The organism is Aliinostoc maniaoense (genome assembly GCF_058172895.1).
In genome coordinates this window covers 3,743,910-3,759,499 of record NZ_CP187952.1, presented here as the reverse complement: position 1 = coordinate 3,759,499, position 15,590 = coordinate 3,743,910, and the positions used below count along the sequence as shown (strand labels likewise).

Below are 15,590 nucleotides of genomic sequence, written 5' to 3'. Positions count from 1 at the left end.
CGCAAATAATTTCAGTAATCAAAGCCGATTCCTATAGCTAATCTAGCAATCTTCTCGAATCCACAATGCTAAACCTCCCCCACGTCCACGGGCGGCAATCAAATCTGCGTTAATTATAAAGAACGCAAAAAAGGGTAGTTTAGCAATGGGTTGGTTGTAAAAACCTTCAGATTGACTTTTACCAGAACGAATCTGTTGTTGATAAATAGTACGACCAAATAAACTCAGAGACATTTGAGTAAAGTCAAAAGCTAGGAGATTTTTCTTGCCTAAATATTTAGATTTACCTGTTAATTGCAATAATATTTTTCCTAATTTTACCTGATTACTAATTTCACCTTTATTGATATCTAGCTCTAGATTTCTACTAAAGCAAATATGAATAGTCACCAGTTTTGGCACATACCAACCCTTTCCTAAAATAATTCCCCCGCGTTCTCTGGCTTTCTTTGTGCCAGTGGCAAAACATAAACGCCACTTACCCACTAGAGAATCAAAATTATAATTTATCTTTTGTTTTTTTGCGGTTGTTTCTGCTGCTAATAAAGCATTAACAATTTCTTCAGTTGTAGGCAGTTGATAATTTTGTCTATAGGCAGTAGCAGCTTGAGATAAAATACCAAGAAAATTATCTGTAGGCGTAAATGTCATGATAGTAAACTAATTAATCAGATATTTTCTCTGATTATAAGTTGTTTGAGAGCAGATATTTGCAGATATCCCTCCTATGTGTGGTGTCAAATCAAAAGCGATCGCCACTTTCATCATACAGGCGATCGCATCTTCTTATTCTCCTAATTTATTCCTAGGCAATCTCTTCTAGATCAACCCATTCATCATAGGATGAGTCGTAATCAAGGTAGTGTACATAGTATTGTTGACCCTGAATTTTGTTAATAGTGGCAGAATACCACTCTTCCTGATCTTCATCCCAAACTTTCACCTTTAGACCTACCGCATATCCATTATCATCAGATGATTTATGGTTGCGAATACGCATATCATCAGGGCCTACCCATTCATCATAGGATGAACCGTAACCAGCGTAATGAATAAAGTATTCATTATCTTTGACTTTCTCAACAGTAGCAGAATACCAATCTTCTTCCTCCTCATCCCAAACTTCTACTGCTTTACCAACTCCATAGTCATTGTTCTCTCCATTAACAGCAGAGGTAGTATCGACACGGTTTGATTGTAATAGTTGCTGTTGTTGAATTTCCTGTTTAACTAAAATATGAGCTTTCTGAATTACATTGTAAGCGACAGTTTGAATCCCTGTATGCTCATAGTAATTTGTAGTTTGATCAAGGAAAGCTGCTACAAAGTCTAGGTTATCATCAGCAATCTGAATAAAATTACCCAAACTACTAAAAATGGTTTGAGGAGTTAAGCCAGTCTTAGATACAAAGCCACTTATCCAGCCTTGTACAGAGTTAAAGCCTTGAGTAATAAAACCAAGTTTGTCAGTAGGATTATTTCCTGGTAGAGAATTATTCACTGCCAAAAACACAGGATTTTGGGTGATTTGTCCAGAAGTATTATTCCCACTCATCAATTCTTGTATTTTGCTGAGAAAATCGGGGCCTAATGGTAGCAATCCATCTATACAAACTAAAGCTACCATCCGTATGAGAGATGAGCCTTGATAGTTGTTGCTTAGAGAATTGACAAACTCTTGGGGGTTTGGCTGAGGAATCCCATTGAGTTTGCAAAAGGCGATGATTTCAATAGCAATTTTTAAGACTAAATCAATCGTCTGAGTGACATCAGCTTTGGGCGTAATATTGCTTAAAAACGACAGAAAACCAATTTTTTCACCAACTTTATTGGCTAAAGCCGCCGCCGCCATAGCCGTATCTGCTTTATCAATTGTTTGATAAAGTTTGATGACACTCTGGTAGTTCTGTTGAGGATCTTGATATAAAGCCGCAGCCCGTTCCCGGATTCTCTGGATGATTTGAGGATCGCTTTCTCCAGTGATAGCACGAACAGTATTATCAAAGCCTACAAGATTATTCCATTGACTGGGTGCTACAAAATCGACAGCCTTTAGAACCTTGACAGTGATATTATCAGCAGGTAACTCATCAACCAACTGAATAATTGATTTATCCATAAATCCTCAAACACAAAATCGTACTGACAACACAGTTCGGATTCAGCTTAAAATTGCTACGGAAACTAGCCTTAACTGAACCTTAGTGATAGAGTTCCCAGAACAGCTAAAAAAGTAACCTTGATTTCTACCAAACTACATGAAGTCAGCTAATTTTGGATGAAATTAACCGTTTGCAAGCATAACTTTGCCCCCAGTCTGAAATGGAATGATAAATGACGAACGAACTGAACGGACAAAACGGACACAAGAAAAAGCTAGAAACCCAGCTTTGGAATATTGCCGACTCCCTTCGGGGCAAGATGAATGCTGATAAATTTCGGGATTAAGTAAGTCGGCGAGAAAAAAACAAACTACATTAAGTAATGTAAAATTTAATTGAATGGGCTTGTAGTAAGGGCTTTAGCCCTTAAGAGAGGACTAAAGTCCCTACTACAAACCTTGAATTATTCACGCCGTTCTACTTATTGCTTAATAGACATCTTGCAAAAGTGACGATTATAGAGTCCTTCTTTGCGTCTTTGCGCCTTTGCGTGAGGCAAAAAAATATTTATGCAATAGGTCTAATGTAGATACCTTTGAGGAGTAAAAGGAAATTAATCAAAAGATGGTGGAGACAGAGCGGCTGATTCGCGGGTTTTGTGAGGAGTTGGGCATTGGGCATTGGGCATTGAGGTAAGTATTTCTCGTCTACCTTGTCTACCTTGTCTCCCCCGGCTCCCTGCCCCCTGCCCCCTGCCCCCTGCCCCCTGCCCCCTGCCCCCTGTTGTCTATGTGTAGCTTTATTTTGGAGAATTGGTATTACCCATTACCCTATGCTAGTATCTTCCTCTAAACTTTACGAGCAGTTTATTGAACAGGTAATTGGTTTAAGTCAAAAAAAAGATTTTTCATTAACTGCTTTAATCAGTAATTATGTGAGTATGAATTATCAACTGAAATTAGAGCAAATTGATAAGCTAAAAGCTTGGTTAGATGACTTTAGACCATTTGATCAAACAATGATCGCCGAACTCAAAAAGCTCTATGATGTCCGCTTTACTTATAACTCTAATGCCATTGAAGGAAATACTTTAACTCAAAGTGAAACTGAGTTAGTGTTAACAAAAGGGATTACAATTGGCGGTAAGACTCTCGATGAACATTTAGAGGTGATTGGACATAAGGAAGCGATAGACTATATTGAAAGTTTAGCCCAAAAAGATATAGAAATTAATGAATGGGAAATTAAACAAATTCACAATCTCATTCTGAGGAAAATTAACCCTGATGAAGCGGGTTGTTATCGGAAGTTGGATGTGATGGCAGCAGGAACAAATTATATTTATCCTCCCCATTATTTACTATCTCAATTAATGGCAGATTTTGTCATCTGGCTCAATTCGGATGCTGCTTTAACACTCCATCCGGTAGAATATGCCACAATGGCGCATTATCGTTTTGTCTCGATCCATCCTTTTCGGGATGGGAATGGCAGAACGGCTAGATTATTAATGAATTTATTGTTAATTAGTGCGGGTTATCCTATTGTGGTAATTAATAATCAAATCCGCAATGATTATATTAATGCTTTGGCTTATGGACAACAAAACCAAGATGATTTAAGTCAGCTTTTTAATTTGGTTTGTGATGCTGTTATAAATTCATTGGTGGAAACTTTAAGGTTATTAGTGACTGCAAGTAGTAGTAGAGAAAAGGGGCAGGTTTTTTATCAGGAAATTACTGATTTTATTGATAAGGGTTTTAGGTAATGGGTAAGAACTTAAAGCAAAGTATCCCTCAGTTGCGGTTTCCTGAGTTTAAGCGACATTGGTACGGTTAAGGATGCAGAACTGGCGCGTGTAACTCTTACTACGAAAACGAAAATTAACGGCGATCGCATTTTTTTTTGTGGAGAGCGATCGCTGTTGTGCTTTCATCAAGATATGAGAGACCATACTGGAATATCTCTTGTTCTGCTGTTGTTAACTCAAATTCCAGATATTTGCACAGATGAATAAAATTTGATATTCCATATTCAGATAAGCAGTGCTTAAAAGTTTGTACTTCTTCTATGATTTCTTGAATGTGTCTTTTAAGAGCTATTCTGGACGGAAAATAATTACAAAACTGGTCTGCAATGCTTCCCAAAATTACTGGTGTCTGATTTTCTATACTGCCATATTTGCTGTTTTCTGTAACCAGTAAATGCTTATTAAACAGGAAAAATTCTTTATTTATCAGTTCACTTAAAATCTGCTCTTTCATCTGCTCTATTACATACTCCATCACCACAGGCTTTTGGGTATAACCTTCGGCTTGTTTTTCAATTAATGAACGCCAAATCAATCTTTCTATGGCGTTCAATAATTGGTATTTAGGAACAGTCAACCAAATCTTTTTAGCTAAGATATCAATACTTGTTACTTGCTGATTAATAGCTATACAGTACATAATATGCCATTCAAGCTCAGAAAGACGATGTAACTGTTGTTTGAGTAATTGGCTAATGTTACTGAGCAATAAGGTATTTTGTTCTAGGAATTTGTCTATATTGCTATCAAATAGCCTGATGATGGCATTAGCAACCATATTGATTTGTAAAGGGTTATGACTGTAGAGAAGGCATAATTTCTGTTTTTGCTCCTCTGAAGCTAGCAGTTGCTTTGATTGCAGTAAGTGTAAGGCTACCTCTTGAGAACCTTCTAAGTTGAGGGAACGCACCTTGAAAGCTGTTCTCTCTAAGGTGGCGATTTCAGCAGGCTTTTCTCTAGAGGTTAAAATCAGACAGCTATTATGGTTGGTTGTGCCAATTGCTCGGATTAAATCACTATATATCTGATAACCTGAGCGATAGTGTCCCATCAAGTCGGCATCTAAGGTTGTTTCTAGGTTGTCTAAAATTAATAGACATGAGAATGTACGTAGATAATGAATCAGCAGATTGATGTCGGGTTTGCTTTCTTGCTGATTGGATAAAAATAATACAAACTCAGTTAAAAGGTCGTTTGCTGAAGAAGTATGTTGTATTGCTCGCCAAATTACATACTCAAACTGATCTTGAATTGATATTGCTAATTTAGTGGCTAAAGTCGTTTTCCCAACCCCAGCCATACCTAAGACTGTCACTAAGCGACAGCCATCTTCTAGAATCCATGACTTTAGTTGTGTCAGTTCTTGTGAGCGTCCATAAAATGAGAAAACATCAATTGCTGCGCCCCAGTCTGTGTTTTTTTTTGCAATTAATTCTGTGTTATTACTTAGATAATCAAATCGAAAATGAGAATTAAGTGTAGATACGTCTCTCCAATCTAGCTGTAATTTACGACATAGTTCTTCAAAATTTGCATGACCAACTGCTTTTCCTGTGAGGAACTTACTAACTGTAGCTAGAGCTAGTCCTGTGTCATAAGCCAGGCTTTTTTGGGTGGGGTAGCCATTACGTGTCAGTGCTACTTTGACTTGATCAATACAGTCATGGTGAACTTTCAATGACCTTGGCATTCTGCATTAATGTGTGTTTAGTTACATAACTATCGTACAACAATGCTTAAGCTTATTTCAATGTATTTGATATTTCATAGAAAAATCATAATGGTATCAATTTATAAATTACTAACTTAAATTATCTATTGAAGAAGAATATTAAAAAATTATTAAACTTAGTTGAAAGTCAGAATAAGTCAGTAATTGTTAGGTCTGAAGTTAGTAATTAACAAAATATTATTATATCGGGTATAAGTAATTTTACTGATGCCTACTTAAATATTCTCTCTTTTGCTTCATATACCTCTTTTACATGAGACTGATTCCTAAATTTGCTTTAGGAATGCAGACATTTTTTTGTGCTTATTTATCGATGCAATACCAAGGAGTGAAACCATGAAAAACTATAAAACTTTACCTAACAACTTATATAAAATCGGGTTGGCTAGAGAAATATTATTTTATCAAGATTTATTCTTTGGCATTCTGGACGATGAAGAAGTAGTTAATAACTCTTTTTTATTTGCTCGGTTTGCCAAGTCAGATAAGTTACCAAATAAAATTTTATTTGATGCCGATGATTTCAATTCTGCTAATCTCAATCATCTGCTTTTAGCATTTGGGCATAAAAAAACAGATGATATAGTTTTGGGTTTGCCGTCACTTAGTGAAAATAATAGAAATGCTTTTAATTCATTGAATGCTTTAAAAGCTCCAATTTCAGTTAATAATAAATCTATTAGAATTAATAGTAAACAGACGAATTATATTGGACAAGGGGATACTGATAGTAGTAATAATCAAGTTAATGATAATAACAATGATACGATAATTAGCAGAGAAATTGTTGAAGTTTATAAAAATAGTCAAACCCAGTTAGATGAAACCAAGGTTAAGGATAATCTGACTGTTGTTTTTGCTGAAAATCTTCAGAATAACAGCACATTGGATTTGTTGGATATTTACGGAATAGTAGCTCAAGCGTTACGAGATAGCTATGACTATCTCAGTAAGTTTCGATTTGATCGAGAATATATAACTAAGTTAGAAACTGCTTTTGGTACTGATTTTAATTGGGAAGTAGCAGATAATTTATTTGATAATTTTGCTGAAGATAATTTTACTGATATTCCTAATATTAAGATTGTCAATCGTGCTGCTATTACTGGCGGAAATGGTGCGTTTTCTGATGATACACAAACAATTTATTTGGCGGTGGAATTTATTGATACATATGCTAATAATACCGCCAAAATTACTGATGTATTATTGGAGGAAATTGGACATTTTGTGGATTCTCAGATTAATGAAGTTGATTCCCCTGGTGATGAAGGGGATATTTTTTCAGAACTGGTGCAAGGTAATACTCTGAGTGATGAGGAGTTACAGGCTTTAAGGGAAGAGAATGATATTGTTACTCTGGTAAGGAGAAGTAATGGAGAAATTGGGATTGAGAGAAATACTGATGGTAATGTTCTAAGAATAGGAACTTGGAATTTTTGGAATGGTAGAACTGATAGGAATGGAACAATCCCATCCGGCAATTTCGCTGACCGTTTAAGTATGATTGCCAACATAATAGAAACTGGAGAAGAACTTGCCGATGGTAAATTTAATCCCTTAGATATAATAGTTTTACAAGAGGTACTAACTACAGATTTAAAAAACACAAAAAAGCTGGAAGAAATTCTATATCCTGGAGGAAAAAATAAAGATTTATTTGGTTATAAAATATTGGAAACAGAGCGTCCTCTAGATACGACAAGAACATGGTTTAAGAATACCAACACTGGCTATCTTGTACTTTATAATATTGAGACTAAGGTTACAGTTAATTCTGTAAATTGGTATCAACCAAACAATGACGTTTGGAGAAGACAAGATGGTCAATGGTATCGCCCTCCAATTAAAATTCAATTAAGTAAAAATGGTGTCAGTTATAATAATATTTTTGCTTGGCATAATGAACAACCTGAAAATATTGCAAGAGAAACTCTTGGGACATTCACTAATTTATTGAATCAAGATAACACTATAGATAATAGAACCATAATACTTGGGGATTTGAATATTGAACCTAATGCTTTGCCAGACAATAGAACAAATATACTTCCACAATATTATGGCTTAAATTTAACAAAGGACTTTATCTTATCAAGGAGTGGAGCAGTTCAACCAATACCCATCATTGGACACAATTATATATACAGTGATGCTCATTATGCAGTATTTGGCGAAATTGATTTTACTAAAAACAACTCTCTCCGTGCATTTCCTGTAGGTAATGCTAGTATATTTCCTATTCAGAAGAATCTTAATGCTAACCTTAACATTGAGAATAATATCAGTAATAATCAGTTAAATTTTTTTGAATTAGCAGATAGTAAAATTTGGGAAAATCAATTAGTTTATATAGGTAATAAAGACAATATTTTTACACCTTTAATTATTGTTGATGGAGGAAGAGTCAGAGTTAATGATGACACGGGTAAAGAGCTAATACATGTCGAAAAAATAGCTGGTTCTAGTAAGAATCCCAAAATTTATGCTGGACAGGGATATGATAGAAACTCTCCTTTATTTGAAGTTACAGACAGCATTACATTTGATCCAGACAATCTAGCCGCAAGCTTACCGAACAATAAGCCTGGATTTAAGCTGCTTGGTGTAGAAGTCATTTTTAAAGGGTTAGCGTTTAACGAAGACCGTCTAAAATTAAAAGGTCATTTAACACTACCGGAAGCACTCGGTAGTTTACAGTTGACAGTAGAGGATGGCAACTATACAAAAGGAGAAGGAAATCACTATATTAGCATTGGTGCCGATGGTGTTGATGTCACAGGCGCAAAATTACAAATACCACCAGAAACGACTAAAGAATTTAACGTTTTCGGTTTAAAAATTCAAGTTAAGAATCCCTCTCTAAGCTTTCAGAAAGAAACAGTAAATGAAGAAGAGGCTCTTGTAGCAACATTTGGTGGTAGTTTTATAGTTCCCTATCTCAACAACGCTACACTCGAATTGACTAATGGTAAATATATTAAGGTTAAAAAGAGCAATGACCCTAATAGTACTTTGCCATTTGATTTGGCAACTAACACTCATATTACTGTTAACCAAATAAATATATGGGGAGACTGGAAGCTTCAGGATTTTAATGCCAATTTAAACAAATCTTTTGGTTCAAGTACCATTACTGGTTCCCTAGGAGCAAATCTCTACACATCGAAAGATAAGTTTATCCAAATTACAGGAGCCTATAATAAAAAAGAAACAGATAAAAATGGGGTTTTTACATTTACCGCTAATAGCGGAGTAGGAACAGATTTTAGTGTTTTTGGAACAGAGATAGATATCCGCACAATTGAATTTAGGTCAGACATAAATCCCACAGATGATAACTATTGGGATCCAAAATTTACTCTAACAGAAGGTTTTATTATACTACCTGAGTTGTTGGGAAAAGACGAACAGGGGAATAGAATTCAGGTAACGTTAAAAGACTTAGAGATAACAAAAAATGGTTTTTCATTAAGAGAAGCTCAAGTTGACCTGCCTGACTTTACTGTCAATCTTCTGGGTTTACCTAAGCTCAAAGCGATCGGTACAGGTATTAAACTTAAATACGCAAAAGATTTAAACAAAACAGTAAAAGATAAAGATGGCAACACGGTTGCAGAAGAATATTTTCAAATTCAAGGTAAATTAGAACTTCCCAATTTTTACAATTTAACTGCTGATTTTAGCGGCTCAAACTTTATTAAATTTAGCAACGATTCTCAGAACCCTGTTCAAGTTATCGGAACATTTTCCGCTAAGGATATCAACATAGCAACGGGATGGACAATCAAATACGCAGAATTAGGGATTAATACACAAGATAAAATAGTCACGGGTAAAGGAACTCTGATAATCCCCAGTGGAATTGAGATTGGGGCTAATGTTATTTTTCAAGATGGCATATTAACTTATGCTGACATTAAAGCAGATCACCTCAATAAACCGATTGGAACTACAGGTGCATATCTTCAAAGCATAGAAGGGCAATATAAGGCAGGAAACATTTCAAAATTTAGTGGCGATGTAGAAATCACAGCCGGACCTAAAATTAACTTAGATTTACCTTCTTGGGCTGGTGGTGGTATTCACGGCTCCCTGATTGAATTAGACCTACATGGTGAAATTACTAAGGATTATTTAGAAGCAGATGGCAACATTAGAGTTCTTGGTGGTCTAATTACAGGACATGGTGAAATAGTACTTGATTGGCATAAGGGATATTTGTGGGCAGAAAGTGATTTCAACATTTTACATGGACTAATCAAAACCCAAACTCAATTTTTGGCAACATCCAACTCTGACATTTATATGTTTGGGGAAGCCACTGTCAATGTTCCTGATCCTATACCTTTTATTGGAGGATGGAATTTAGGATCTGGAGAAATGTATTTTGAGTATACCAATGATGGCAATTCTCACAATGACTTTGTTGCAGCTTGGGCAAGTGTAGCTCTGCTAGGAACTGTAGGTATTAAGTTTTATTTGGATGGAAACTATCATGTGATTTGGTATGACGAGGCAAAAGCCATAGCTGAATATGCCAAAACCACAATTGAGAAAAAACATAACGAGTTACTAAATAGGGGATCTGGATACACCATAGGTAATGGTCTACAAGATGTCTCGGCTAATAATGGAACAAACATAATCGGCACAGATGGCAACGATACTCTGCATGGTGATAATAGTAGGAACAATATTTATGGTAAAAAAGGCGACGACTTATTGTTAGGCGAGGGAGATACTGACTACCTGTATGGTGAAGAAAATGAGGACTTGCTTCATGGCGGAGATGGCGATGATTACCTCTATGGAGACGGAGGTAATGATATCTTGTATGGCGACAACGGCTATGATGAGCTTTATGGCGGAGATGGCGATGATCACCTCTATGGCAATCATTATGATTATCTCGTTGGCGGAGAAGGAAATGACTACCTTTTCGGAGGGGGAAACCTCTACGGTGGAAAAGGTTCTGACATTCTTTCTACCAGCTATGCTTTTGCTAAATTAGATGGTGCCCACGATGAAAGTGATAAAGCCATAGGTGTATATGACGATCCGGGTGATAGTGATACGGTTTCTTACAGCGTTTATACTGAAAATCTAGACATATCTCTCAACAACTTTGATAACTCTTTCGGTTATACAACTGGATTAGTTTATAAAAGAGGGATAGCAAGCAGCCAATTCCAGCACGTTTTAGCATCAATTGAAAATGCCATTGGCGGCAGTGGTAATGATTTCTTATCTGGCAATAGCCAAAATAATCGTCTCGAAGGTGGTGCAGGTAACGACACCATAAATGGAGGTGCTGGTAATGATACCCTTGAAGGTGGAGAAGGTAATGACATCCTAACGGGAGGTGCTAATGCTGATACTTTTGTCTTTCACAGTATCTCAGAAGGAATAGATACCATTACAGACTTCAATTCTTCAGAGGGAGATAAGATTCAGATTGATATTTCACAATTTGGTCCAACTTCTATGGATCAATTTAGCTACGATAAAACAACAGGTATTTTATCCTATAAGATATTTGATTTTGCCAGCCCTATTTACAATTATAATGGACACAAATATCTCCTCAGTAATGTTGGTACTTGGGAACAGGTTCAAGCCCTAGCTAAAAGTATAGGCGGTAATTTAGTAACGATTAATGACCAAAATGAGCAAGATTGGTTAGTTAATACTTTTGGTGGCAGTGAACAATTGTGGGTAGGGTTGACAGATAGAACAACAGAAGGTGTTTTTCAGTGGGTCAATGGCATAACATCTACTTATCGAAACTGGTATCAGGGTGAACCTAATAATGATGGTGGTAACGAAGATTATGTGGAGATGAATTTTGGTGGCGCTGGTAAATGGAACGATTCCGGTAGTAACATTTCTCGACGAGGTATTATCGAGCTTAATTCGGGTACTAATTACATTAGTAATTTCCCATTCTTTAGATCCCAGCATTTAATCACTTTTAGCAACAAGCCAGATTTTGAAATAAGTTCAAATTTCATTATCTCTGGTCAATATGCTGAAATTTTTGAAGATGGTGATTTTTTAGGAAAGAGTTTGAAGCTAATACCAGGTAGGTATGATTATGACACATTACTAAGAAATGGCTTCGATAAAGACATCCTAAGTTCCTTAAAAGTTCCTCAAGGTTGGGCAGTTGCGCTCTACCAAGATAATAACTTTAAGGAGCTATCGGAAATTTTTACCAGCAATAGTAGCTGGGTGGGTAATGCTAATGATTCCACAGATTCACTCATCGTTTTTAATAATTATAAAGAAGGAACGGCTGGGAATGATATCCTTAAGGGTGAGTATGACTACTACAGCTTACTAAAAGGTGGTGGTGGTAACGATACTTATATTGTTGTTAATAGCATCACTGATACTATTCTCGAAAATCCAGAAGAAGGAACTGATACAGTTCAATCCAGTGTCACCTTTAGTATTGCTGATATTGCTAATGTAGAAAACCTGACATTGACAGGAACAGGTGCGATTAACGGCACAGGTAACGCCGAGAGGAATGTCATCACAGGGAACAGTGGCAACAATACTCTCAATGGTGGTGCAGGGACTGATACCTTGATTGGTGGTACAGGTAACGATACCTACATTGTCGATAGCACCACTGACACCATTACTGAAAATGCCAATGAAGGTACAGATACAATTCGCTCCAGCGTTACCTTTAGCCTAGCTAATCTGCCTAATGTCGAAAACTTAACATTGACAGGAACAGCAGCGATTAACGGTACAGGTAACGCCGCCAATAATGTCATCACAGGCAATAGTGCTAACAACACTCTCAATGGCGGTGGCGGAGATGACACTCTAGATGGTGGTGCTGGTGACGATACTCTTATCGGGGATGATAACAAAGCCCTGAGATTGGATGGAATCGATGATTATGTAACAGTTGCTAATAGTGCTTCTTTAAATATTAGTGAAGAAATAACCATAGAAGCATGGGTTAATTTAGCCAATTCTACTCAAAACCAAAAAATTATCGGTAAAACCCCTGTTGGCTCAGGCTACCTTCTTGGTGTGAATAATGGAAAACTAAATCCAGAATTTTGGGATTCTCAAAGAAATCGTAATACTTTTGAATCTGGACAAATCCCTTCTAACCAATGGACTCACATCGCTGTTACCTGGAAAAGAGGGGGAAGCATGATTGGTTATGTCAATGGAATCGAAGTTGGCAGAACGGCAGCAAGTTCTAATCCACTTGGTACAAATACCAGCAATTTACGGATGGGAGTAGCACCTTGGGATATCAACTCCTTTAAAGTCAACGGTGCCATTGATGAAGTCCGTATTTGGAATGTAGCTCGTAGTGCCACAGAAATTAGCAATAACCTGAATAAAACTTTGACGGGAACAGAAGCAAGGTTAGTCAGCTACTGGAACTTTGATAATGCTACTGGCAATACCATTACAGATTTAACCAGCAATCGTAATAATGGTACCGTCAATGGACAGGGCAATAGTGTTGTTACCGAAACTTTTTCAACTATTGGCGGTAATGACACTTTGAATGGTGGTGTTGGTAATGACACTTTGAATGGTGGTGTTGGTAATGACACTTTGAATGGTGGTGCTGATAATGACATACTAACCGGGGGATTTGGAAAAGATACTCTTACCGGAGGAACTGGCGCAGACATTTTTGTTTACACTAACTTACAACACTCCCTGCTTAATAACTTTGATGTCATTACAGACTTCAATGCTAACGAAGACCAATTCCAAATTCCTACTGTATCTGGATTTTACTTCTATGATGCTGGTTCTGTTATGGAACTTACTGAGTCTTCAATCAATCTAGTATTACAGATAGGAAACATTAGTGGATTTCAACCCAACGCTGCTGCCCTATTTAGCGATAGCAGCGATCGCTACTTAGTTATTAATGATGGTACAGCAGGGTTTCAGGCAGGTAGTGATGCCATCATTAAACTTGAAAATCTACAGGGAACTCTTCAAGCCAGTAATTTTAGAGATCCTAATGGTAATGTTGCTCAGAATCCTCCAGCAAATTCTGGTGGCGGTGGAGATTTAGGTGGCGTTGTATTTCCTCCCCTTGGAGGCATAAATATTGATAGCAGTTTCACTTTGGGTGGTGGAGATTTTGCTTTCACTTCACAGTTACTTTCAGTTGCTGGTTCTGGTCTTGATGGTAACAACTATACAAGTTTCGCTATTCGTCCCCAATCTATCACTATTAATCCGTCCAGTCAGCCGCTAAATCAAGTCACTGGTACATCAGGACGTGATACATTAACTGGAACTTCTGGAAACGATCGCATCATCGGCTTACAAGGTGCAGATACACTAACTGGTGGTGAAGGGTATGACCAATTTGTCTATACTAATATCCGCGATCGCGGTGACACAATTACAGATTTTGAGATTAACAAAGATAGTATTGTCTTAACGGAACTGCTCAACAGCTTAGTTCCAGGAGGCTACAACGGTACAAACGCAATAGCCGACGGCTATGTGAAATTTGTCCAGGGTACTAGCAACAACAACTTCACTGTGCAAATTGATGCTGACGGCCCCACAGGTAATGACATCTTCAGACATTTCATTACCGTAAACCTGGCTAATACTGGCACTTTGAATAACCCCATCAACTTTGTATTTTAACGTGAGTTCGACGGCGGGAAAAACCCCTCTCCATAGCTTGCTTCCTGTAGGGTACCTCTCCCCTGCAAGGCTACGGTGTACACACATCTTTGTACTGAGTGCAAAATGTGGCTTGATCCCCCCTAACCCCCCTTGAAAAAGGGGGAACTAGAGTTAAAGTCCCCCTTTTTAAGGGGGATTTAGGGGGATCGAATGACTTGTGTGTACACCGTAGCCCCTGCAAGGAGAGAGGCTTTAAAACCTTTATTTTTCGTCGATATGTAATGATCTTTACTCCCCTCTCCGTGTCGGAGAGGGGTTGGGGGAGAGGTCAAAAAAGACTTGTCGAACTCACGTCATATAGAGGTTAAGTCTTCCCAACTAATAACGAATAACACATTTACTCACCAAGCATTTTCACCAATTTCTAGGAGTTTTATGATGTTGAATACAACTTTTATGGCGCGCAGACTTCATCAGGCTATGGTTGTTAGCTTCTTGAGTTTGAGCAGCTTCACCATTGCATCCCCTGCGTTTGCCGCTAGTCTTGACTTCAGCACCTGGGCAACATCAGGTGATGTTTCTTCAACTTTATCTGAAACTAAACTAACAAATGCCTTTGCTGATGGCAGTGATGATGCTGACAACTACAATCTTTCAGGTAATGACCCAACCGATATTAGCTCACTAGAAACTTTCTTAACTCTCGCACCAGGACAACTTGGTAGTGATGCCACCGAAGGTTCTGCAATTAAAACCGCGTTAAATGTCTTAGCTGGAGATGTTTTCCGCTTCGATTATTCCTTTTTAACTTATGATACTGCCTCTAGCGATCGCGCCTTTGTCACCATTGATAACTCAGTTTTCTCTCTAACTGGAAATACCCCTTTTAGCTATACATTTGCCACATCTGGCATCTACGACATTGGTATTGGTGTTATTGATGTGAATGATGTTGTTAACTCATCAATATTGTCAGTAACAAATGCTTCCTTGAGCAATTCTCAATCAGTCCCCGAACCTTTAACTACCCTTGGTTCTATTTTGGCTGGTGGCTTTGGTCTAATGTTAAAGAGAAGAGATAGCAAAAAAGCTTAACCACATTAGTAGCAAAAAAATGTGGGTTGGGTAGACGCAAGGAAACCCAACACCCTAATCTATGTTCAGTTTTTGGCGTAGAACGCTATCATCTCAGGAAATATAAGGGAAATTCAGGCGATCGCTCCATGCTAAGTAAAATCAAAATGGGAGCGATCGCTCTCAATTGTTTGCATAACATAAACATTAGAAACGATAGGTTAAA

6 protein-coding genes are annotated in these 15,590 nt (G+C 37.4%); 3 read left to right on the top strand and 3 right to left on the bottom strand.

Going from position 1 to position 15,590, the window contains the following annotated elements:
* Window positions 1–42: 42 nt before the first annotated feature.
* Together ACPZ3T_RS16425 and ACPZ3T_RS16420 are read right to left on the bottom strand one after the other, a co-directional pair.
* Window positions 43–651, bottom strand: coding sequence for a hypothetical protein (locus ACPZ3T_RS16425; protein WP_490270550.1), 609 nt, complete (start codon window positions 649–651; stop codon window positions 43–45).
* Window positions 652–805: 154 nt separating this feature from the next.
* The gene (locus ACPZ3T_RS16420; protein ID WP_490270548.1) at window positions 806–2,119 is read right to left on the bottom strand and encodes a Tudor-knot domain-containing protein; all 1,314 of its coding nucleotides are present in this window, start codon (window positions 2,117–2,119) and stop codon (window positions 806–808) included.
* Between the two features lie 815 nt (window positions 2,120–2,934).
* Here ACPZ3T_RS16420 and ACPZ3T_RS16415 point away from each other — a divergent pair.
* Window positions 2,935–3,870, top strand: a complete 936-nt coding sequence (locus ACPZ3T_RS16415) for a Fic family protein (RefSeq protein WP_490270547.1) — start codon at window positions 2,935–2,937, stop codon at window positions 3,868–3,870.
* Between the two features lie 115 nt (window positions 3,871–3,985).
* On the opposite strand, the gene ACPZ3T_RS16410 is transcribed toward ACPZ3T_RS16415, so the two are convergent.
* On the bottom strand, window positions 3,986–5,602 hold the full coding sequence (locus ACPZ3T_RS16410; protein WP_490270546.1) for an NB-ARC domain-containing protein: 1,617 nt from the start codon (window positions 5,600–5,602) through the stop codon (window positions 3,986–3,988).
* 378 nt (window positions 5,603–5,980) lie between these two features.
* Between ACPZ3T_RS16410 and ACPZ3T_RS16405 the strand changes: the two genes are divergently transcribed.
* Together ACPZ3T_RS16405 and ACPZ3T_RS16400 are read left to right on the top strand one after the other, a co-directional pair.
* Window positions 5,981–14,308, top strand: coding sequence for a LamG-like jellyroll fold domain-containing protein (locus tag ACPZ3T_RS16405; RefSeq protein WP_490270545.1), 8,328 nt, complete (start codon window positions 5,981–5,983; stop codon window positions 14,306–14,308).
* Window positions 14,309–14,746: 438 nt separating this feature from the next.
* Window positions 14,747–15,385 (top strand): PEP-CTERM sorting domain-containing protein, encoded by a 639-nt coding sequence (locus ACPZ3T_RS16400; RefSeq protein WP_490270544.1) that lies wholly within the window; start codon window positions 14,747–14,749, stop codon window positions 15,383–15,385.
* The last annotated feature ends 205 nt before the right edge of the window (window positions 15,386–15,590 follow it).

Coding starts and splice junctions, on each gene's coding strand:
- ACPZ3T_RS16420 (WP_490270548.1), bottom strand. CDS start 2,119: ATGGATAAATCAATTATTCAGTTGGTTGATGAGTTACCTGCTGATAAT.
- ACPZ3T_RS16425 (WP_490270550.1), bottom strand. CDS start 651: ATGACATTTACGCCTACAGATAATTTTCTTGGTATTTTATCTCAAGCT.
- ACPZ3T_RS16400 (WP_490270544.1), top strand. CDS start 14,747: ATGGCGCGCAGACTTCATCAGGCTATGGTTGTTAGCTTCTTGAGTTTG.
- ACPZ3T_RS16415 (WP_490270547.1), top strand. CDS start 2,935: ATGCTAGTATCTTCCTCTAAACTTTACGAGCAGTTTATTGAACAGGTA.
- ACPZ3T_RS16405 (WP_490270545.1), top strand. CDS start 5,981: ATGAAAAACTATAAAACTTTACCTAACAACTTATATAAAATCGGGTTG.
- ACPZ3T_RS16410 (WP_490270546.1), bottom strand. CDS start 5,602: ATGCCAAGGTCATTGAAAGTTCACCATGACTGTATTGATCAAGTCAAA.